We start from the raw sequence: 22,784 nt of genomic DNA on the forward strand, positions 1-22,784 counted from the left end.
TGTTGAGTCCGGCGCGTCGCCGTGGCGCGACCGTGTTGATCTGGGCCGCGGTCGGATTGCTGGTCGCGGTGATCGCGTCCTTCGCGGTGGGGCCGTTGCGGCTGCCGCCGATGGAGGTGCTGCAGGCTATCGGCGTGAAACTTGGGTTGGCCGATCCGGCCAGCGTCAGTACCCGCGATCTGGCCGTGGTCTGGCAACTGCGCATCCCGCGTGCCCTGCTGGGCGCGATGGTGGGCGCTGCACTGGCGATGGCCGGTGCCAGCCTGCAGGGCCTGTTCGGGAATCCGCTGGCGGACCCCGGCATTGTGGGCGTGACGCAGGGCGCGGCGTTGGGCGCGGTCTCGGCGATCGTGTTGGGTGCGGGCGCCTTCGGGGCGTGGACGCTGCCATTGGCCGCGTTCGCCGGTGCCGGCGGGGCAATCACGTTGACCTATCTGCTGGCGCGACCGGGGCAGGGCAGCGGCACCTCGACGTTGCTGCTGGTCGGTATCGCGATCGCTGCGTTCTGCTCGGCGATGATCGGTTTCCTGACCTACATCGCCAGCGAGAGCGAGCTGCAGTCGCTGGTGTTCTGGCAGATGGGCTCGTTGGCCCAGGCCGACTGGATGGATGTGATCGCGGTGGCGCCGGTGTTCGTGCTCGGCACGATCGCACTGCTGCGACTGGCCACGCCGTTGGACATGCTCGCGCTCGGCGAACGCCAGGCCCAGCATCTGGGGCTGGATGTGAAGCGGACTCGGCTCAAGTTGATTGCCTTCAGCGCGCTGCTCGTTGGTGCCGCAGTCGCCTTCGCCGGCTCGATCGGTTTCGTGGGGCTGGTCGTGCCGCATGTCGTGCGCCTGCTGGTCGGCCCGGGCCATCGCTGGTTGCTGCCGGTCTCGGCCGTGGCCGGTGCACTGCTGATCGTGGTCGCCGATACGGCTGCGCGCACCCTGGATCCGCCGTCCGAGATTCCGCTGGGGTTGTTCTCGGCCGCGCTGGGTGCACCCTTCTTTCTGTGGCTGGTAATGCGTCAGCGCCACCGGAGCGGCACATGAGTGCGCTGCTGCAGTTGCAGTCCGTGCAATTGAGTCGCGGCGCGCGGCGCATTCTGGATGACATCACGCTGGATTTCGTGCCCGGCACGGTCACTGCGCTGGTCGGGCCGAACGGCGCGGGCAAGTCGACGTTGCTGGCTGTCGCCGCGGGTGATCTGGACGCAGAGCAGGGCAAGGTGCTGCTGCGCGGACAGGCGCTGGCGGACTGGAAAGCCAAGCCGCTGGCACGGGAGCGCGCGGTCATGCCTCAGGAGCACGCGGTGCGGTTCGCGTTCCGGGTGCATGAAGTGGTCGCGATGGGTCGCCTGCCGCATCCGCCGGACCCGGTCAAAGATGCCGCCTGTATCGCCGATGCGCTGGCACGGGCGGACCTGCATGCGTTGATCGAGCGGGAAGTGGAACATCTGTCCGGTGGTGAGGCGGCGCGCACGACCTTTGCCCGCGTGCTGACCCAGGACACCCCGCTGTTGCTGCTGGATGAGCCGACGGCTGCGCTGGATCTGCGTCATCAGGAACGCACGCTGCGCGCGGTCCGCGAGCTGGCGGACGCCGGCGCCTGCGTGATCGTGGTGCTGCATGATCTGAATCTTGCGGCCGCCTACGCGGATCGGATCGTGTTGCTGGAGCAGGGCCGCGTGGCAGCCGATGGCACGCCGACCGAGGTCCTGACGGTGGAACACATCGAGCGGGTGTACCAGCAGCCGGTGCTGGTGCTGCGGCATCCGCAGCGCGATGTGCCGTTGGTGGTGGTGACGGACGCCTAGCGCCGGGTTGTCCGGCGCGTTGACGGTGTGATGGGAGCCGGCCAGCGGCCGGCCCCGTCAGTTACGGATTACCAGCCGAATCTGGCGGTCGCCATCACCGTGCGGCCGCTGCCGTAGTAGCACGACGACACGCCGGTGCAGGTCGACACGAAACGCTTGTCGGCCAGGTTGCTGGCATTGATGGCGAGCTGCACCTGGGTGCTGCCGATCTGGCCCACGTCATAACGGATCGCCGCATCGAACAGCGTGTACGACGGGATCCGGTACAGATTGGCGCTGTCGCCGTAGCTCACGCCGTTGTAGCGCGCGCCCGCAGCCAGGCTCAGGCCCTGCAGCGCACCACCCTGGAAGGTGTAATCCGCCCAGAACGAGGCGCTGTAGTCGGGCACCATCGCCAGTTCCTTGCCCTTGTAAGGCGCCGAACGGGTCATCTCCGAGTCCATCCGCGAGGCGGCGCCGATCAGGCTGAAGCCCTCGATCGGCGTGATCCGACCTTCCAGCTCGATGCCGCGCACGCGGCCTTCGTCGCCCTGGATCGAGCAGGTGGCGGTGCCGGTCGCCCCGCAGTTGCGGTGCGAGGCCACCGGATCATCCACGATCATGTTCTGCTGGCGCAGGTCGTACACCGACAGCGTCACCAGGCCATCTACCGAGGCGGGCTGGTACTTCAGGCCGGCTTCCCACTGCGAACCGGTCACCGGCTCGAACGCGGTCTGGGTGAAGCTATCCAGCGGCGACTTGGTCGAGGGCTGGAACGACTCGGCGTAGCTCACATACGGGGTCAGCCCGTTCTCGAACACATACAGCACGCCCGCGCGACCGGTGAAGGCCTCGCTCTTGATCACATTGCGCCCGCCCGGCGTGGAGATGCCGGTGGCGATGTTGCGGTTGGCGCTGCTGCTGTCGTCCTTGGTCCAGTCGTAGCGGCCGCCGAACGTCATCCGCCAGTTGCCGAGCGCCAGCTGGTCCTGCAGGTAGACGCCGCTCTGCCGGTTGATGCCGGCGGTCGGGGTTTCCGTGCTCACTGTCGGGCGGTAGGTCGAATAGACCGGGTTGAAGATGTCGATCGGGCGCGGGCTGCTCATGGCACTGCGCACGCCCTCCCAGTCGGCACGCTGCCAATCCCAGCCGAGCAGCACCGTGTGATCCACCGCGCCGGTACTGAAGCGCGCCTGCACGCGGGTATCAAAGGTGTCGCCATCGGAGTCGCCGGTGCCCATCACGCCGCGACGGTTCTGGGTGCGGCCGTCGGCATTGAGTGCGCCAAAGGTGACCACGCTGCGGAACAGCGAATCGACATGCGTACGGCGTGCGCTCTGGGTCAGCGTGAGGTGGTCGTTGAACTGATGCTCGAACATCCAGCCGGCGGTCCACAGCGTGCGGTCGAAGGTGTTCCAGTCCGGCTCACCGATGAAGGTGCTGTTCTTCATGTAGCCCGACGCAGTCGGATTGAGCGTGCCGGCGGCTGGCAGGAACTGGTAGGTCGAGCCGCCATCGTCCTTCTGGTACATGCCCAGCAGGGTCAGGCGGGTGCGCTCGGCGAGCTGCCAGGTGTAGCTGGGGGCGAGGAACCAGTGTTCCTGCTCGGTGCGCTTGATCTGGGTCTGGCCGTCGCGATAGAGGCCGACCAGGCGGAACAGGTGATCATCCCCAGCCGTGCCGGCACCCACGTCGAAGGCCGCGCTGTACTGGCCATTGGCATCCACGCCCAGGCGCAGCTGCTGCACCTGATCCGGCGTCGGCGTCTTGCTGACCTGGTTGACCATGCCGCCCGGAGCGACCTGGCCGTACATCACGGCGGACGGACCCTTGAGCACTTCCACGCGCTCCAGGTTCCAGCTGTCGAACATGCTGCGGTTCCACTGGCTGCCCTGCGGCGCGCGCATGCCATCCAGTGTCACGTTGTTGGACCAGCTGCCGGCATCGAAGCCGCGGATGCGGAAGTCGTCCACGCGGTTGTCGATGCCCGAGCTTTCCAGGCTGACGCCGGCGACATAGCGCATCGCATCGTTGAGCGACTGCACGCCACGCGCGTCCAGCTCGGCCCGTTCAATCACCGACACCGATTGCGAGGTTTCGGCCAGCGCGGTGCTGGTCTTGGTCGCCCCGCTGGTGCTGTTGGCTGCCCGGTAGGCATTGACGCGCACGGCATCCAGATCCGTGGCGGTCTGGGCGTAGGCGGCGGGAACAACGGTAGCGGCCAGGCAGGCCAAGGCGAGCAGGTTGGGGCGCAACCGGCGCGGATTCAGGGGCAGAGAGGAGGGCATGGGCAACAACTCGACAACGCGGAGGAAGGGGCGCGGGGGCACGGCTCGTTGCCTCGTGGTCGGGCGGAGCCAGCATCGCGGGCGTCGCGAGGGGCGACGCGTCTGGTCCTATTTTAAGGATTACCACTGCATTCGCAATTGCGACACATTCGCACATGGTTCCGATGAGTCGATCTTGATGGGGCTATGGGTGTCTCTAATAACCAGGAATGAGGTTCAGTGTTGCGCGGATGAGCTCAATAAGCGCTTGTGCCGCGCGATGGGAGGTCTACAATGCCGGCTACACCCCAGGTGACCCTCATGACTTCGATGCCGCTTTTGACGTTTTTTACCCTGACCCGCGTTTACGCGGCACGGGCGCGTCTGCCACTCGGAGTGCGAGGCTGCTGACCGGAACACCGGTCACCCTGGACCCCACGCAGAGCGCCCATCGGGCGCTCTTTTCGTTTCCACGCACCAGAACTGTTTGAAGGAGAACGTGCCATGCACCAGATCGCCGAGCCCCAAACCTGGCCGCACGCCCGTTAGCCAACGGCGGCGTGCGGCTCCCCGATGTTGGCAGCGAGACCTATCCCATGAACACCCATACCCAGACCTTACCCTCCGGCGCAACCTCGGCATCATTGCCCACATCGACGCCGGCAAGACCACGCTCACCGAGCGCCTGTTGTGGAAAACCGGCGAGATCCATCGCGTCGGTGAGGTACACGACGGCGCGGCGACCACCGATTTCTCGGCGATCGAGCGCGAGCGTGGCATCACCATCGGCGCGGCCGCCGTGCAGGCGCATTGGGCACCGCGCGACCAGCCGGTCCACCACCTGACCCTGATCGATACCCCGGGCCACATCGATTTCGCGATCGAAGTGGAGCGCTCCCTGCGCGTGCTGGATGGCGCGGTCGCGGTGTTCTCCGCAGTGGATGGCGTGCAGCCCCAGTCCGAATCGGTCTGGCGCCAGGCGCGTCGCCACGGGGTGCCGCTGATCGCCTTCGCCAACAAGATGGATCGTACCGGTGCATCCTTCGAACGCGTGCTGACCCAACTGCGCGAGAAACTGCGCGCGACGCCGTGGGCGCTGGGCGTGCCGATCGGGACCGAAAGCCAGTTCAGCGGTTGGGTGGACCTGGTCGACCGCAGCACTGTGCACTGGGATGACAAGGGCACTGCGCTGCGCCATGCGTGGACGCCCGATGAGGCGGCCCAGTGGCTGCCGCAGCGCGAGGCACTGATCGAAGCGGTTGCCGATGCCGACGACGAGCTGGCACAGGCGTGGCTGGAAGGCGCGGCGATCAACAACGCACAGCTGCGCGCGGCGATCCGTCGCGGCACCCTGGCCGGTGCGGGCGTACCGGTGCTGGCGGGTTCGGCGTTCAAGAGCAAAGGCGTGGAGACGCTGCTGGATGCGGTGGTCGACTATCTGCCCTCGCCACTGGATCGGCCGGCGGTGGTCGCCGCCGAGAACGGCAACGACGTGCTGCTGCCACCGGATCCGGAGGGCCCGCTTGCGGCGCTGCTGTTCAAGATCACGCACCAGAACCACGGTGCGCTGAGCTTCGTGCGGGTGTATTCGGGCACGCTGAAGGTGGGTGACGCACTGGCCAGTTCGCAGCACGCACAGGGTCGACGGGTCAGTCGCCTGGTGCGGGTGCAGGCTGACCAGACCCATGACATCAAGCAGGCCGTGGCCGGTGACATCGTCGCGGTGCTGGGCTGGAAGGATGCGGTCAGCGGTGAAACGCTGAGTGCGCCGTCGCGCCCGCTGCTGCTCGATACGATCCAGGCGCAGCATGCGGTGCTGGCATGGCGGCTGACGGCGGAAAAGGCCTCGGACCTGATCCGCATCAGCCAAGGGCTGGCCAGCCTGGCGCAGGAGGATCCGTCGTTCCGTGTCGAGACCGATGCGGACAGCGGTGAAACCCTGATCTGGGGCATGGGCGAGCTGCATCTGGAGGTGATGGTCGAGCGTCTGCGCACGGAGTGGGGCGTCAACATCCGTACCGGCGAGCCGCGCGTGGCGTACCAGGAAACCCCGAAGCGCGCCGTGCAGCGGGTGGAAGGCAAGGTCGCCAAGCAGACCGGCGGCCAGGGCCAGTTCGCCCAGGTACTGATCGACATCGCGCCACGCGAGGATGGCGAGGTGACCTTCGTCGACCGCACCGTAGGCGGCGCGATCCCGCGCGGGTTCGTCAACGCGGTGGAGAAGGGCATTCGTGCAGCTCTCGGCGAAGGCCCGCTGGGCCACCCGGTGGTCGGTATCGAGGTGACGCTGGTCGATGGCCAGACCCACGTCAAGGATTCCTCGGACATGGCCTTCCATCGCGCCGGCAGTGAAGCGGTGAAAGCAGCGCTGGCCCAAGCGGGCACGCAGCTGCTGGAACCGGTGATGGAAATCGCCATCCACGCCCCGTCAGGCAATGTCGGCGATGTGGTCGGCGACCTCAACCGCCGCAGCGGGCGGGTGGCCTCGATCGAGGACCAGGATGGGCAGGCCGAAGTGCTCGGCTATGCCCCGCTGGCACGGCTGGGTGGCTACACCACCTCGCTGCGTTCGTTGACCCAGGGGCGTGCGTCCAGTGACATGCGCTTGAACGGGTACGAGGCCGCGCAGAGCGCCTGAGTGGTTGAAGGAAATGGGAGGGGAGCCGGGCAGCCGGCTCCCTTTTCCATGTCAGCGTTGGCACGCCGCACAGTCCCGCGATGCCCGGCCCGGCTAGAATATCCATTGCAGTGTCGCGCGTCGCACCCATCGCGCCGCGACCGGAATCCCCCTTGGAGTACCTGATGAGCAGCACGCATTTCTATCCGATCGGCACCCCCGGCCAGCCGTGGGGCGACGCCGAGCGCGCGCAGTGGCGTGCCAGCCAGCAACGTCAACGCAGCTATCAGGACGATGTGGTCGCCGCGCTTGAGCGTTTGGGCGATCGTTTTGACGTGGTGCAGTACGGTCAGCTCGATTACGCCCCGGATCACTACCCGTTGTTTGCGGCGGTGAGCCATGACTGGGAGCCGGCATTGCCGACTGCATTGGTGACCGGCGGGGTGCACGGCTACGAAACCAGCGGCGTGCATGGCGCGCTGCAGTTTCTGGACCAGGACGCCGAAGCCTATGCAGGCCGGATCAATCTGATCGTGGCGCCCTGCGTCAGTCCGTGGGGCTATGAACGCATCCAGCGCTGGAATCCGGACGCCATCGATCCCAACCGCAGTTTCCGTGGCGAAGGCCTGATCGAGGAAGCGGCTGCGCTGATGCGCTGGATCGCCTCGCGCGGCGATACGCTGCTGATGCATGTCGATCTGCATGAAACCACCGACAGCGATCTGCAGGAGTTCGATCCGGCGCGCTGCGCCCGAGATGGCATTGCGCTGGTGCCGGACATCATCCCCGACGGCTTCTACGTGATCGGCAACAGCGAGGACCCGCAGCCGGCGTTCCAGCAGGCATTGATCGCCGCGGTCGAGAAAGTGACCCACATTGCCCCGGCCGATGCGAAGGGCGAACTGATCGGCATGCCGCTGCAGTCGCCGGGTGTGGTCTGGGGCGAATCCCGCTCGATCGGCGCCTGTGCCGGTTTCACCGATGCGCGGTATGCGACCACCACCGAGGTGTATCCGGACAGCCCCCGCACGTCGCCGCAGGAGTGCAATGCAGCGCAGGTCACCTCGGTATGCGCAGGGCTGGATTACGCATTGGCCCATCCGCAGGGCTGAACAGATCCGCATCACACGGCGCACCGCGCCGTGGTTGCGCGGCGGCCGTGTTCCTTTGCCGTCAGCTTTTCAGCCAGTGCTCGCAGTCCGCGGTGCCCTCGGCAGAGGACGCGGCCTTGGCACAGGTCGCGCTCATCTGCGCCTGCAGCCGGCCCAGGCTCTCCGCGCCGTGGTGCGTGCGGCTCCACGCCTGCAACGCGGTGCCCAGCCGTTCGAAGCGCTGACGCGTGCGCTGGTGATAGCCCGCCGGCTGCGCCGCCAGATCGGCAATCACTTCGCCGGTGGCCTGCTCGATGGCGGGCGCATTTTCGGGTGTCAGCCGAAGCAGGCCCTCGACATACAGCACGCCCCATTGCACGCGGGTGGCCGGTCCTTGCGCGCCCTGGTAGGCCTTGTGCAGCCACGAGATCGCGGAGGCCGTGTCGCCGCGTTCTTCGGCAAGCTCCGCCAGTTCCGGCATGTAGTAGTACGGCGTCTGGCTCCGGTCGAGCTCGGCAAGCAACAGCTTCTCGGCCGCGGCGTCGTCCTTGATCTGGCGAAGCACATAAACGGCGGTGCTGATCGTGGCCTGGCGCTCGTGCGGCGTGGTCGCCGCGGCATCGGCGGCCGCGACACGCTGTAGCGCCTTCTGCTTCAGGGCGGCCGGAATCTCCTCATCGGGGTGCTGCTGGCGCTGCAGGGCCAGCTCGGTGATCACGTTGCCCAATCGCGCATCGGCTTTGTCACCCAGCGCGTGATCCGCAGCGTCCAGCGCGCTCAGCAAGTGCGTCCCCAGTTGCTGCGCCTGCGCGGGCGTGGCACTGGCCAGTTTCACCAGGGCGGGACCCTGGTAGCCCAACAGATCGCGATTGGCACGGACTTCCGCGGGCGCGGCCAGCACAGCCTCCACGAGGGCACGCGTCGTTTCGCGCTGTGAGGCTGTCGGCGTCGCCTCCGGCTTGCCGACACCCAGCGCCAGCAGTGCGAACCGCCGCTGCAGGGCGGGCTCGGGCGCCGCCTTGGCCAACTGTTGCAGCAGAGAGGCCGCATCGCGCTCGCCAGCCAGGCGGTTGGCGTCTACCTCCCAACCGTAATCGCCCAGCACGTGCCAATCCTCCGCGCTGACGTCCTGTGGCGCCGTCAACGCGTGCTGCAGGACCTCGCTGACCGCGGTGCGCCGGCTGACGGCCAGGGTCAGGGCGCGGGTCAGTGCTTCGCTGTCATTGCCGCCGGCCAGGCGGGTGAGTTCATTGCGCTGCGGGTCGAGCACGATCAGGGTCGGGTAGCCGCGCACGCCAAAGCGTTCGCCCCAAGCCTGCGCACCCTCCTCATCGCCATCGAGATAGACCGGCACGTACTGGCGCGTGAGTGCGATGAATGCCGGGTCCTTGAACAAGGTGGCCTTGAGCTGGTTGCAGGGCGGGCACCACACCGCGCCCCAATACAGCAGTACCGGCTTGCCGCTGTCACGGGCCTCGGCGAAGGCATCGTCGACATCGCCGTGTCGCCAGGCGATTTCCGCAGGCGCCTGTTCGGCTGACGCAGGCGCGGCAGTGGCAGCAGGGGAGGGAGCGGGCGTGCAGGCGGGCAGCAGAGTGACCATACCCAGAAGACCGAGGGACAGAGCAAGGCGCATTGTGGAATCCAGAAAGAGGCAGCGGCAGGAGGCGTGCTTGATTGTAGGAAGCGTGGACGGCTCCAGTGGCGGCACCTTGATGCGGATTGCTCATGACGGCAGGCCATGGCGTGATAAGGCGCCTGATCGCCATCGGCGAACACGACATAACGTCTGCGCATTTCTGCATTGGGGCACGAGCGGGGTTAATGAAATCGTTTCCCCCACTACCGATTGCCCCACGATGACGACAGCTCGTTCTTCCCTGCGCCCGCACATCCTGGCGTTGGCGGTGTTGGTTGCCACCGCTTCTCCCTTGGTACATGCACAGTCCACCACCGGCGCGATCGCCGGTCAGGCGCCGCCCTCCGCGCAGCGCATTTTCGTTCGTAGCGATACGGGCCTTACCCGGGAAGTAACGGTCGATGCACGCGGTCGCTACACCATCGCCCAGCTGCCGCTTGGCCGCTACACGGTGGAAGCGCGTGATGCTGAAGGCACGGTATTGCAGACCCGACAGGATGTTGCGCTGACGGTCGGCACCAGTACCGAAGTCTCTTTCGCAGAGGTCACCCGGCTGGACGGCGTCCAGGTCAGCGCGGACCGTGCCGCGGCCGCAATCGACGTCAGCAGCGTCGACTCGCGCACGGTGATCACGGCCGAGCAGCTGCAGCGGCTGCCGCTGGGCCGCTCGGCCGAGGCCATTGCACAGCTCGCACCCGGCGTGATCGGCAACAGTGGCAACGGCACGTATGCCGGCCCCACCGGCGCCCAGCTGGTGAGCTTTGGCGGCTCGTCCGCCGCAGAAAATGCGTATTACATCAACGGCTTCAACAGCACTGACCCACTGCGCGGCCTGGGTGGCCTGACGCTGCCGTACGGCAGCATCGACCAGCAGGAAATCTACACGGGCGGCTACAGCGCCAAGTACGGCCGTTCCGACGGCGGCGTGATCAATGCCGTTGGCAAGCGTGGCACCAATGCCTGGCACTTCGGCGGCCAGGCGACCTGGGAGCCGGCTTCCACACGTTCGGACAAGGACGATGTGCGCTACCCGGGCGATGGCGCGCTGTATGCGCCTGAAAGCAAGGACCGCGAATGGGTCAGCACGCAGAGCCTCTACGCAGGCGGCCCGTTGATCGAAGACCGGCTGTTCTTCTTCGGCTCCTACGAGCTGGAGCGGCGCGAAGGCACCGACGTCAAGAACGTGGAGGCGACCAACTCCTACTCCAAGTACGAGTACGAACGCCCGCGCTGGTACGCCAAGGTGGACTGGAACATCACCGACAACCACCTGCTGGAGCTGACCGGCGCCTCCAGCCGCAATGTGTTCCGTGGCGACATCTTCGCCTACGATTACGACACGCTCACCCGCGGCGCGCAGCGTGGCAAAGAAGACACCACCAAGACCGGCGGCGATCTGTGGACAGCCAAGTACACCGGCTATTTGACCGACCGGCTCACCGTGAGCGCGCAGTACGGTGAAATGCGCACGGATGACTACATCGGCAACCCGGCCTACGACGGCAGCCTGACCTACATCAACAGCCCCACATTGCAGAATCCGGCGCTGACCGGTGGCGCGCCGATCACCAATGCCCAGACCACCTCGCTGCTGGTCAACCCGGACCGCGGCAACCGCAGCAACAACCTGCGCCTCGATGCCAACTACGTCTGGGGCGACCACAGCATCACCGTCGGCATCGACAATCAGAACGCGCGTGCCTTGAACCGCGGCTCGGTGGCCTCGGCCGATGGCTACTACTGGATCTACGGGCAATCCAACCCGAACGTACCGATCAATACCGGCCTGGGCGTGCCGGCCACCGGCGGGATACGCAATGGTGAGGACGGCTATTACGTTCGCCAGTATGTCTATAGTGCGTTGGCGTCGGTGCGTGCCTCACAGCGGGCGCAGTACATCGAGGACAACTGGCAGGTGACCGATCGCCTGCTGCTCAACCTGGGCCTGCGCCTGGATCAGTTCACCAACTACAACCGCGATGGCGATGCGTACATCAAGCAGACCAGCGGGCAGTGGGCGCCGCGCCTGGGCTTCAGCTGGGATGTCGATGGCGATGGCCGCTTCAAGGTCTTCGGCAACGTCGGTCGCTACTACCTCGCGCTGCCCTTGAACCCGGCGTTCAATGCCGCCGGTGCAACGCTTGCCACCTCGACGTACTACACCTACGGCGGCATCGACAGCAACGGCTACCCGACCGACCTCACCCGGTTCTCCGATCCGGTGTCGGCCAACAACAACTACGGCCTGTTGCCCGACGCAAAGACCGTGGCCACCTCCGGCATCGAGCCTTCCTACCAGGATGAGTTCATTCTCGGCTTCAGCAAAGCGCTTGGCCAGAACTGGGTGTACGGCGCGAAGGCGACCTACCGCGTCCTGCGCAGTGGCGTGGATGACTACTGCGATATCGATGCGGTACTCGGCAAGGCCAGCAGTCTGGGCTACAACGTCACCAAGGACAGCAACCCGGTCAGCTGCTGGCTGATCAATCCGGGGCGCGCGAATACGTTCAATCTCGTCGATACCGGCGGCAATTACGTGACCGTCCCGCTGAGCAATGCGGAAATGGGCTTCCCGCAGTTCAAGCGCAACTACTACGCGGCGAACCTCTCACTGGAGCATCCGTTTGACGGCCGCTGGTATGCCCGCGGGGATTACACCTGGTCGCGCAGTTACGGCACCACCGAAGGGCAGCTGCTCTCTGGCATTGGCCAGACCGCAGTCTCTACTACCCAGGCGTGGGACTACGCCCAGTTGATGGAGCACACCAACGGACCCCAGAGCAACGACCACACCCACCAATTCAAGCTGCACGGTTACTACCAGCTCACACCCGAGTGGCTGGTCTCGGCCAACCTCAAGGTGCTCTCGGGGTCACCGTTCAGTGCGTTGGGCTCATACGGCCCGGACTTCGAAGATCCCTCCGGCTACGGCATCGCGTACCACTTCTACAACGGACAGCCGGCACCTCCCGGCAGCCAGGGACGCCTGCCGTGGCTGAAGCAACTGGACCTGGGGGTGTCCTATCGACCTGCGGTGGCTGACGGCCGGCTGGGCTTCAATCTGGACGTCTTCAACGTGTTCAACAGCCAGGTGGCGCTGTGGAAGTCGCCGTATTCCGAGCTGGATCCCGGGCAGCCGGACCCACTTTATGGGGCGGCGACCATCCGTCAGGCGCCGCGTTCGCTGCGGGTCAGCGTGAGCTACGACTACTGAGGGAGGAGGGTAGTGCGGGCAGGGGAGGGAATCCCTGCCTGCTTGCAATGGCGTGGGCGCCTTTCACGCAGAACGTGGCGCGCCGTTAACGGTTGGCGATGCAGTCTGGGGCCATTGCCAGTGGAGCCCCTCATGCAGAACCATATCCGCATCAAGACAGGGTTGGCCGCGGTCGGTTTGACGATGCTGCTGTGCGCCTGTTCGCCGCAGGGAGAGGGTGATGCCGCACCGATCGCGTCGCCCAGCGGCGCGGACCCGGGGGCGGCGAAAACCGCCGATCCCGCGCCGGCGTCAACCACGGCAGGGCGCCCGTCCCCCGTGTATCAGGAGGGGGCGTCAGGCATCGCGGTGGGCCCGGTTGCAGGGGTGCGGGTGGAGCACGACTTCCAGCGCGAGTACCTGGCATCGCCCACATGGAAGCTGTTTGCTTCCCCGGACAGCGTGGGCAAACCGCTGGTAGCGCTGGTGCTGGAGGGCTCGGATCGTGTCACTGCCGGGGAAATGCGGATCGGGCGGAGCGAGGATGCAGGGGCGGTCAACGCCTGTCTCGAGCTGCCTGCCGAAGCGACCGGCGCTGCGGCAGCGAGCACGGTCGATATCGGCGGTGTTCCGTTTACACACTTCACCGTGGGCGATGCGGCGATGAGCCATTACGTCAACGCGGAGAGCTATCGTGCGGTCCGCCATGGCAGTTGCTATGCGATCGACCTCGTCGTGGCTGGCACGCGCCCGGAGGTCTACGATCCGCCGCGCACGCCACCGTTCACGCAGCAGGAGGCGGGATCGCGACTGGCGGAGGCGCTCAAGGCGGTGTACTGGGTGGAGTGACGGAGGCTCTCCTCAGGCGGCTTTCGATATGAGTCTGGTTACTGGGTCGCTCATGTTGATGATGAGACTTCCCTGCTCCAGCCGGAGAAACACCTATTTGGCTCGTGGGATGCCGCCTTGGCTGTCTACGATAAGGACTGCCCGTCATGCCCCGGCGGCGGCTCCAGCCCATGGCGTCCGAGCATGTCCTGGAGGCGTGCGCGCACCTGGTCCCTCTCCGTGGGCGCACATTGATCCAGAATCTCGGCGGCCAGCATTTCAAACTGCGGCCAGAACTGCGCTGGATGGCGCACGCGCGCCACCCAGTGGGCCAACATGTCGGCCAGCCCATCGAGCTGCGCCTGTATTTCAGGGCGCAGGCTCATTCCGGCGGTGCATCCAGGTCAAGCGCGACCTTGTAGTAATGGCCGTCGTCGCGCAGCAGGACTGTGAGGTCCGGCTGCAGGATGCCATCCACATGCAGCGTCGGCTGACCCTGCGCCGTGCGGGTCACCACAAACTCATAGAGGCTGCGGCCGAAGCGGTAGCTCAGTTCGAATGATGGCCAGTGGTCGGGCAGGCAAGGTGCGAGCGACAGACGATCGCCCTCACGACGTATGCCCAGCAGGGATTCAACCAGCAGGCGGTACATCCAGCCGGCCGACCCGGTGTACCACGTCCAGCCGCCGCGACCCACGTGCGGAGATACGGCGTAGACATCGGCCGCCAGCACATAAGGCTCGACGCGGTAGGTCTGGACCGCCTCCGGGTCCAATGCATGGTTGAGGGGGTTGATCATGTCCGCCAGCTCCCAGGCACGCACCGCATCTCCCTGTTGTGCGAAGGCCATCGCCGCCCACACGGCCGCGTGGGTGTACTGGCCGCCGTTCTCACGCACGCCCGGAACGTAGCCCCGGATGTAACCAGGGTCCTCCGTGGTCTGGTCGAAGGGCGGATCCAGAAGCTGGATCAGTTGTGCGTCCTTTCGGACCAGGTGCGTGTACAGCGAATCCAGCGCCTGTGTGGCACGTTCCGGCGCGGCAACGCCTGACAGCACCGACCAGCTCTGGGAGATCGAATCGATGCGGCATTCCTGGTTCTGTGACGAACCCAGCATGGCGCCGTTGTCGAACCAGGCACGGCGATACCACGCCCCGTCCCAGGCATGGTGTTCCAGGTTCTGGCGCAGGCTGTCGGCCTGCTGCTGGCACCAGTGCGCACGGTGTTCATCACCACGCGCGTTGGCCAGGACGATGAAGCGGCGAAGCGTGTCGTGCAGGAAGAAGCCAAGCCACACGCTTTCACCGCGCTGCTGGTCGCCGACGCGGTTCATGCCGTCGTTCCAGTCGCCGCTCCCCATCAACGGAAGACCGCGCTCGCCGAGCAATCGGCAACCGCGCTCGAGCGCCAGGACGCAGTGCGCATACAGGGTGCCGCGCATCGCCGACGGTGTGGGCATGTCGTAATACCCTTCCTCCTCCGGCGTCACCGCGCGGCCTTCAATGAAACCGACCATTTCGTCCAGCACGCTGGCGTCGCCGGTGACCTCCAGGTAACGGCACGCACCCTGAGGCAGCCAGAGATAATCGTCCGAGCAGCGGGTGCGTACGCCGCGACCTTGCGGCGGGTGCCACCAGTGCATTACATCGCCTTCGGCGAACTGGTGTGCCGCGCAGAGCAGCAGGTGCTCGCGGGTCAGGTCCGGGCGAGCGTGGACAAGGGCGAGCGCGTCTTGCAGCTGGTCGCGGAAGCCAAATGCGCCGCCGGACTGATAGTAGCCACTGCGTGCCAGGTAGCGGCAGCCCAAGGTCTGGTAGACCAGCCAGCCGTTGGCCAGGGCGTCCAGCGCCGGGTCCGGCGTGCGCACCTGCACCGTAGCCAGCACATTGCGCCAGTGGATGCGCACGGCGTCCAGCGCATCGATGGCTTCCTGATTGCCCTGGCGGCTTCGTGCCAACGCGAGCGTTTCCTCGCGATCGCGCCCCGCGCCCAGGCGGAACGTTGTTTCACTGCGGTCGCCCGGGGCCAGCTCGAGTGGCACCTGGATCGCCGCGCAGGGATCCAGACCCGCACCCGCCCGTGCATCCAGGCGTTCACGACGCAGCGCCGCCGGTGCGTGCAGGCCACCGTTGCGGCCGATGAACTCGAGGCGGTCACAGGTCCAGCCGCAGCCCTCGGCATCGGTATCGAAGAAGGCCATCCGGCCGCCGAACTCGGTGCTGTAGCTGTTGCGCGCCAGCAGCGCCCCGGTCTGCGGATCGCGTTCGGTCACCACATGCATGCGCGACTTCGGACGCAGGTCACCCATCACCCATTCCACGTAGCCGATGGCCGACAGCCGCCGTGACCTGCCCGACAGGTTGTGCAACCGCAGGACCGAGAACTTCAGCGGCGCATCGACGTCGACGAAGACCCACAGTTCGCTGGCGATGCCGTCCTCGACATGCTCATAGACGGTGTAGCCGAAGCCGTGGCGCGTGCGGTACGCCCCGGTGCCTCTGCACGGCAGCGGCATCGGCGACCAGACACGGCCGGTGTCCTCGTCACGCACGTAGAAGGCCTCGCCGCCCGTGTCCGACACCGGGTCATTGAGCCACGGCGTCAGGCGGAACTCGTGCGCATTCTCGAACCAGGTGTAGCCCGGTGCGCTCTCGCTGACCACCGTGCCCAGCCGGGCGTTCGCGATCACGTTCGCCCATGGCGCCGGCGTCTTGGCGCCCTCGCGCACGACCACCACGTATTCGCGTCCGTCCTCGCTGAAACTGCCGGTACCGTTGTCGAACTTGCCGGCGCCGCGGAACGGCAGGAACGGCCACGGGTCGTCCACCTCTTCGTCCTGCCCCACGCCCGGGGGCAATCCGGGCTCGGATCCCTGTTCAGCGACGACGGGCAGCCCGGGCTCGGCCTCCATCGACAGTGCCAGCACCTGCTGCTCCTCCTGCGGGACGAGGGCGGGAATCCGGCGCGCAGGCATAGCTTGGCGGCCTACCTGTGCGGCCAGCGTGCCGTCCTCGTCGCTGATCACCACCCGTGCCACCGCCTGCAACAGCACGCGGTCCTCGTGGCTCATGTTCTGCACCGGCCGGACGAAAATGCCGCCGGGGCGATCAAGCAGGCCCGTCTCCGAGCTGGCCGCCACCATCCCCAGGATCTGGTCCTGCAGTTCCTGCCGATAGCCGGCCTTGCTGTCGTTCCAGATCACCAGGTCGGTGTTGAGTCCCTTCTGGCGCCAATACGCATGCGCCTGCACCAGCTGCCTGACCAGTTCCACGTTCTCCGCGTCGGTCACCTTGAGCAGCACGATGGGCAGGTCGCCCGAAATGGCATGGCCCCACAGCCCGGATTGTCCTCGCTGGTTCTGCTGGAGGACCGCAGCGCCCGCGCGCAGCAGCGGATTGGCATACAGGACGTGGCTGGCCAGGCGCTCGTACAGCGACGCCTCGGCCTGGCTGGCGTTGATCTGCCGGCGCACCACCTGGCTGTGTGTCCAGGACAGGTCGAACACGCGGTCGGCCAGGCGGCGATCACGGTACTTGTCCACCAGCGCCTCGCAACCGGGGCGGTCGGTGCCGATGCCGTACACCATGTCCAGCTGCACGGTCTGTTCGGGCTCAAGCACGACGCGGACGCGGATGGCCACGATCGGGTCGAGCACCGAGCCATCAGCGCCGGAGAGATCGGTATCGGTGGTCAACGCCTGCGGCGTCCGTGGCGTGTTGCCGCGACCCAGGAAGCGCGCACGGTCGGTTTCGTAGGAGATCGCCACCACCTCCGCGTCATGCACCGCGACCAGGTGGAACATCCACGGTGGTACTTCGTCATGCGAACGGGGCCGGCGCGTGCACAGCACGGCCTGCTTGGCTGCCAGAATCTCGCTTTGTACGAAGAGGTTGCTGAAGGCCGGATGGGCGTCATCGGACGCCGCGGGTGCCAGCACCACTTCAGCGTAGGTGGTGATCTCCACGATGCGCTGGCGACGGCTGCGGTTGGTCAGGCGCAGGCGCCTGAGCTCGATGTCGTCCTCGGCGGAGATGGCGACCTGCAGGTGGCTCTCGCAGCCACGGCGGGTACCGCGGAACTCGGCCTTCGCGTCGGAGAAGATCGCCTCGTAATTGTCCACCGGTACGCAGGTGGGCTGGTAGGCGGCAGACCAGAACTCGCCGCTGTCCACGTCGCGCAGATAGCAGAACGAGCCCCAGGCATCGGTGGTGCCGTCTTCGCGCCAGCGGGTGAGCGACAGATCGCCGAGGCGGCTGTAGCCGCCGCCGGCATGGGTCAGCATGCCGTGGTAACGACCGTTGGAGAGCAGCTGCACTTCCGGGCGCGGGCCACCCGGATCGCGCAGGACGCGCAGGGAGGTCTCATCCTCGGCCATGGCGGCGTGCTCGCCCAAGGCCTCGACCTCATGCGGATGGAAGACCCCGATGCGCGGGATGCGTTCCTGCAGCAGGAGCAAGGTCGCCTGGAACTCGACATCGGCGACGAAGCGGCGCTGCATCGGCTGATCGCGCAACAGGTAATCCAGCGACAGCAGGCCCATGCCTTGGTGGTGGGCCATGAACGACCGCAGCAGCACGTGATCCTGGCCCGGCGGCACCCGCGCGGGGGTGTAGTCGATCGCCTCGTACATGCCGAAGCGTCCAGAGAACCCCAGTCCTTCAAGCGCCTGCAGGTTCTGGCACGCCGCCTCCGGCGCCACCATCAGCGCCATCATGCTGGCATAAGGGGCAATGACCCGATCCTGGCCCAGGCCACGCTTGAGCCCCAACCCTGGCACACCGAACGCACGGTACTGGTAGTTCAGGCGGGCATCGACGGCGTTGTAGCCGGACTCGGACACGCCCCACGGCAGGTTGAGCGTACGGCCGTAGACGATCTGCGCTTCGACCGCGTGCCGCGTGGTCTGGTCGAGCAGGGTGTCGGGATAGCTGGGCATCACCAGCTGCGGCATGAGGTACTCGAACATCGAGCCGCTCCAGGACAACAGCGTCGGCGTGCCGTTGACCTCTGTGAGCATCCGCCCGAGCGCGAACCAGCTCTCCTGCGACAGCTGGCCCTGGGCGATGGCGACGAACGCACATAGCCGCGCTTCGGAGGCCAGCAGGTCGTAGAAACTGTTGTCGAGGCGGTGGTCGTCGACGTTGTAGCCGATCGAGAGCAGGTTGCGGGTGCGGTAGAACAGGAACCCGTATTCCATCAGCGAGAACTGCCCGGCGCGGTGCGCCAGTGCCTGCAACTGCTCAATGCGCGCGCGCGCGTCCGCACCGGTGGAACCGGTCAGGGCGGCCAACTGGCGCAGGCTGGGCACCGGGGCCTCGGCGTCCGCGCTCACATCTGCAGGGAGGTCGGCGAGTGTTGCGTGGGCGGCATGGCATTCGGCCGCAAACAGGGCGGGCCAGTGCAGCTCACCGTCCTCCGGCGATGGCGGTGCAGGCCACTGCGCCAGTACGGCATCGGCCAGTTCCGCCAGCTCCTGCAACCGGGCGAGCAGCGGCGCCATCCCGTGGGGGCGGTCGGTACGCGTGGATGCCAAGCGCTGGCGAAGGTGGTTGAGCGCCTCGCCCAGTAGGGCGTCGGCGGGGCGATGGCGCTGCCGTTCCTCTTCCAGCACACCGAGCGTATCGGCGAGGCCGTCGAACGTGTGCGGCGCCAGCACCGGCGCGTCCACCAGCGCGAGCAGACCTTGCCGCAGCGTCAGCAGGTGGCCGGCCAGGTTGCCGCTGTCCACGGTGGAGACGTAGCGCGGCGGCAGCGGCGCCAGGGTTTCGGTGTCGTACCAGTTCAGGAAGTGGCCGCGATGGCGCGGCAGCTGGTCCAGCGTATCGAAGGTGAGTGCGGTACGTTCCGCGACGTCACCCTGCTGGAGCCAGCCGAAATCCCATGCCGACAGATTGGCCAGCAGGGACAGACCGATGTTGGTCGGCGAAGTGCGCCGCGCCACCACCAGCGTCGGGTGCTCCTGGATGTTGTCCGGCGGCAGCCAATGATCCTGCTCACGCACCCACGCTTGGAAGAACGACCAGGTGCGTCGTGCCAGCCGGCCCAGGAACGCCCGCTGTGTCACGGACAGTTCGGCCACGCTCGCGGCCGGCGGTCGGCCGAGCCACGCCATCAGCGCAGGGGCGAAGACCCACGCCAACAGCAGGGGCAGGGCGACAGGCAGCGCCTGCGGCGCCACGCTGGCCACGACGACCGCCAGCGCAACCGCGAGCAGCGACGCCGGCGCCATCACCCGCCATTCCGCACCGCGGTCGCCGCCAAGGCGGCGTTCGACTTCGCTGGACGGGTTCCACTGCAACAGATGGCGGCGTGTGATGGTCATGCGCCAGAGCGTGCGCAGCACCGCACCACCGGCCAGCAACGCTTCGTAGGGCAGACACGCGACCTGGGTGGCCGCGCGCAGCAGCGACTGCAGCGTGCCGCGCCCGACCATGATGTAGTGCGCTTCCAGCGGGGTGTCGTCCGGAACGCTCAGTGCATCGCGCAGCATGCCGATCAGCGGCGGCGCAAACCACAGTGCCAATACCCACGCCGTCCAGGCAAACGGGTTTTCGGCATGCAGCCAGCCCGCCACCAACAAGGCCAGGGCAGCGATCGGCACCAGGCTTCGGCGCAGGTTGTCCAGCAACTTGCCGCGCGAGAGCAGGCTGAGCCGGTTGCGTTCCCAGCCGGATCCCGGGCGCGGTGTCCACGGCATCAACCAGGGCAACAGCTGCCAGTCACCGCGGATCCAGCGCGCACGGCGCTTGGCATCGGCGGCGTAGCGTTCGGGATAGTCTTCGTACAGGCGCACGTCGCTGACCAGTCCGGCGCGTGCATAGCAGCCTTCCAACAAGTCATGGCTGAGGATGCGGTTCTCGGGCAGGCGGCCCTCCAACGCATGCTCGAAGGCGTCGACGTCATAGATGCCCTTGCCCACGAACGAGCCTTCATCAAACAGATCCTGGTAGACGTCCGAGACCATCCGCGAGTACGGATCGATGCCAGGCTCGCTGCCGAACATCCGGGCAAAACGCGAGGTGCGACGGGTGCCCAGACTGGTACCGACGCTGGGCTGCAGAATGCCGTAGCCCTCCACCACACGTTGCAGCGTCGGATCAAAACGCGGCCGGTTGAGCGGGTGCGCCAGGGTGGCCACGAAGGCACGTGCCGCATCCCGCGGCAGCTGCGTGTCCGAATCCAGGGTGATGACGTAGCGGACGCCGATCAGGGCAGCCGCATCGCCGACGATGCGCATGAACGCGGCCGCATTGCCTTGGCGGAGCAGGGCATTGAGCGCGGCCAGCTTGCCGCGCTTGCGCTCGTGTCCCATCCACACCCCTTCGCCCGGGTTCCATTGCCTGGGGCGGTGCAGCAGGTAGAAGCGATCGCCGCGCTCCGGCGCGTAACGACGGTTCAATTCCTCGATCCTTGCGGCGGCGTGCGCCAGCAAGGTGTCATCCGTCGGTGTCTCGGCGGCCGCGGCGTCGAGAAAGTCCGTGAGCAGCACAAAGCGCAGCTGAGGATCGCGGTTGGCCAGGAAGCGGACCTCCAGCGCTTCGGTCAGGACATCGATGCCCTCAATGCTGGAGAGCATCGAGGGGACCGCGACCACAGTGGAGCAGGCGGCAGGAATGCCTTCGCTGAAATCCAGCTTGGGCAGCGGCCTGGGGGTGACCAGTACCGTCGCCGTCCAGTTCACCAGGACGATGCCCAGTTCGCTGAACACCAGCAGCCCGAGCAGCCCGGCCAGCCAGATGGGCACCGTGCCACTGCCCGATGCCAGGAGGCCAGCGGTGGCTACCACCGCCAGCAGGGCGATCGGCAGCAGATACAGCGCAAGGGGCACGCGATGCGCCAGTCGGCGGGCCTTGCGGTGGCGCGGTGCTGACTCGGCTACGGCGTCAACAGTGGCGTTCACGCCTTCACCGACAAGCCAGTAGCCCACGTGCGTGCGTGGTCCGTCGACCGGCGTCGCCGCCCGTGCCAGATCCAGCGCGATGGTCGCAACGCGTTCTTCCGCAACGCGGCTGCCGCGCGCGATCTTCTCCACGACATGGCGATAGGCATCGCGGGTGCCGAAATCCATCTGCGGATAAACGGCCATCGGGTCTTCCCGCAGCCGCTGCTCGACCACACTCATGTCTTCGACAAAGGTGCGCCAATCCATGGTGGAGAGGAAGCGCAGGCTGCCGATGCTGTTGCCGATGGAGACCTGGTCAGCCGCCTGCTGCTGCCCCTCGGCGGCGACCAGTTCGTCGATGCGCTGCCCAGCCGCGGCGGCCCACTGTTCCAGCCAGGCGACGGGCATGGCCCACGCGCCGCCGCGCCCCTGCAGCGACCGGGTCAGCTCGGCGATGAAGGCGCCAGTCAAGGGTGGCTCGGAGCGTGCCATGTCCGCCACCACGAGCACGACATCGGTCGGGGTGTCGGACGCCGCGCGATTGAGACTGTCCGCCCATTGGGCAGCCAGGCCACGGTCCGTCCCGTCGCGCATCACCCGCGCCGCCATGCGCCGCAGATTCTCCAGCAGGGCCAGGCGCAGCATGATCGGAACGGCCCACAGTTCGCCCAGGCTCAGCGGCGCGAGCGACTGGTACGAGGCGATGAAGCGGCCCAGCGTATCGCCATCAATGCGGCCATCGCCGTGCGCGATCGCCTGCATCGACAGCTCATACACGCGCGGCAACCCGGCCGAGGGGCCGGCGACCAGCGAAGGCAACTGCCGGCTGTAGCCGCGCGGCAGGTGGCGTCGCGCGGTCTGGATCTGTTCTTCGATCAGGTAGTAGTTGTCGAGCAGCCATTCCCCGGCCGGGGTCACCGGCCGCTGTTCGCGCACTACGTTGCTGAGCAACGTGTTGGCATCTTCCAGGACACGTTCGTTGGCCTGCAGGCGATCGAGCAGGCGCTCTGCGCCAGGTCGCATCCGCACCCGATGCTGGCGCGCCAGTGCGCGGCCGTACACCTCCATCTGTTCAACGCTGTACAGCGCGGCACGCAGTGGGACCTCGGTGGCTTCGATGGCCGGGACTGAGGCATGGCGCTCACGCCAACGCCAACGCACGAGCCGACGCAGGCGGAGCCAACGACCAAAAAGACGACGAAAGTGGGGCATGGGTTACCGAGGGGGAGGTCGCGTCCTTGCATAGTTGCATTCGGGGTGGCGTGGTAACTGTGAAGGTAGGGTCATTGCCGGCCCCGCATAGACGCCCGACAGACGTTTGGCGCACTCCACTTAGCGGCGCCTTGGGGCTGGTTCTCGCCAGGGCGCCAGCAGGGGGCGCCGGCATGGTGCTAGCCGACCGGACGTTGGTCCAGCAGGAGGTGGGCTATATCCAGTCTCGTTACGAGGCCACCTAAGGCAATTACCTGCCTCGGTGAGATCCAGAT

General features: G+C 66.8%; 10 protein-coding genes. 6 read left to right on the top strand and 4 right to left on the bottom strand.

Features of this window, described 5'->3' with window-relative positions; all coding sequences use genetic code 11:
- Positions 1–2 precede the first annotated feature (2 nt).
- Both ABE464_RS02915 and ABE464_RS02920 read left to right on the top strand, forming a co-directional pair.
- On the top strand, positions 3–1,037 hold the full coding sequence (locus tag ABE464_RS02915) for an iron ABC transporter permease (RefSeq protein WP_346470696.1): 1,035 nt from the start codon (positions 3–5) through the stop codon (positions 1,035–1,037).
- A complete protein-coding gene (locus tag ABE464_RS02920; protein WP_346470643.1) occupies positions 1,034–1,801 on the top strand; it encodes a heme ABC transporter ATP-binding protein in 768 nt (255 codons plus the stop codon). The genes ABE464_RS02915 and ABE464_RS02920 overlap by 4 nt, the downstream gene beginning before the upstream one ends.
- Before the next feature lie 68 nt (positions 1,802–1,869).
- On the opposite strand, the gene ABE464_RS02925 is transcribed toward ABE464_RS02920, so the two are convergent.
- Positions 1,870–4,068 carry a TonB-dependent siderophore receptor gene (locus ABE464_RS02925; protein ID WP_346470644.1) on the bottom strand — a complete coding sequence of 733 codons (2,199 nt, stop codon included), beginning with the start codon at positions 4,066–4,068 and terminating at the stop codon, positions 1,870–1,872.
- Positions 4,069–4,687: 619 nt separating this feature from the next.
- Between ABE464_RS02925 and fusA the strand changes: the two genes are divergently transcribed.
- The gene (fusA, locus tag ABE464_RS02930) at positions 4,688–6,685 is read left to right on the top strand and encodes an elongation factor G (RefSeq protein ID WP_346470697.1); all 1,998 of its coding nucleotides are present in this window, start codon (positions 4,688–4,690) and stop codon (positions 6,683–6,685) included.
- Positions 6,686–6,849: 164 nt separating this feature from the next.
- Entirely contained in the window at positions 6,850–7,776 is a 927-nt protein-coding gene (locus ABE464_RS02935; RefSeq protein ID WP_346470645.1) for a M14 family metallocarboxypeptidase, read from the top strand.
- A 61-nt stretch (positions 7,777–7,837) separates the two neighbouring features.
- Here ABE464_RS02935 and ABE464_RS02940 read toward each other — a convergent pair whose 3' ends face one another.
- Positions 7,838–9,391, bottom strand: a complete 1,554-nt coding sequence (locus tag ABE464_RS02940) for a thioredoxin family protein (RefSeq protein WP_346470646.1) — start codon at positions 9,389–9,391, stop codon at positions 7,838–7,840.
- A 223-nt stretch (positions 9,392–9,614) separates the two neighbouring features.
- Here ABE464_RS02940 and ABE464_RS02945 point away from each other — a divergent pair, with 223 nt between their 5' ends.
- Both ABE464_RS02945 and ABE464_RS02950 read left to right on the top strand, forming a co-directional pair.
- On the top strand, positions 9,615–12,608 hold the full coding sequence (locus tag ABE464_RS02945; RefSeq protein ID WP_346470647.1) for a TonB-dependent receptor: 2,994 nt from the start codon (positions 9,615–9,617) through the stop codon (positions 12,606–12,608).
- 132 nt (positions 12,609–12,740) lie between these two features.
- Entirely contained in the window at positions 12,741–13,436 is a 696-nt protein-coding gene (locus tag ABE464_RS02950; protein WP_346470648.1) for a hypothetical protein, read from the top strand.
- Positions 13,437–13,561: 125 nt separating this feature from the next.
- Here ABE464_RS02950 and ABE464_RS02955 read toward each other — a convergent pair whose 3' ends face one another.
- Both ABE464_RS02955 and ABE464_RS02960 read right to left on the bottom strand, forming a co-directional pair.
- Complete coding sequence (locus ABE464_RS02955) at positions 13,562–13,801, bottom strand: hypothetical protein (RefSeq protein ID WP_346470649.1); 240 nt, start codon at positions 13,799–13,801, stop codon at positions 13,562–13,564.
- Entirely contained in the window at positions 13,798–22,365 is an 8,568-nt protein-coding gene (locus tag ABE464_RS02960) for a glucoamylase family protein (protein WP_346470698.1), read from the bottom strand. Before ABE464_RS02960 ends, ABE464_RS02955 begins: the two co-directional genes overlap by 4 nt.
- Between the last annotated feature and the right edge of the window lie 419 nt (positions 22,366–22,784).

This window comes from Stenotrophomonas sp. TWI587 (genome assembly GCF_039674145.1).
GTDB lineage: Bacteria > Pseudomonadota > Gammaproteobacteria > Xanthomonadales > Xanthomonadaceae > Stenotrophomonas > Stenotrophomonas maltophilia_AY.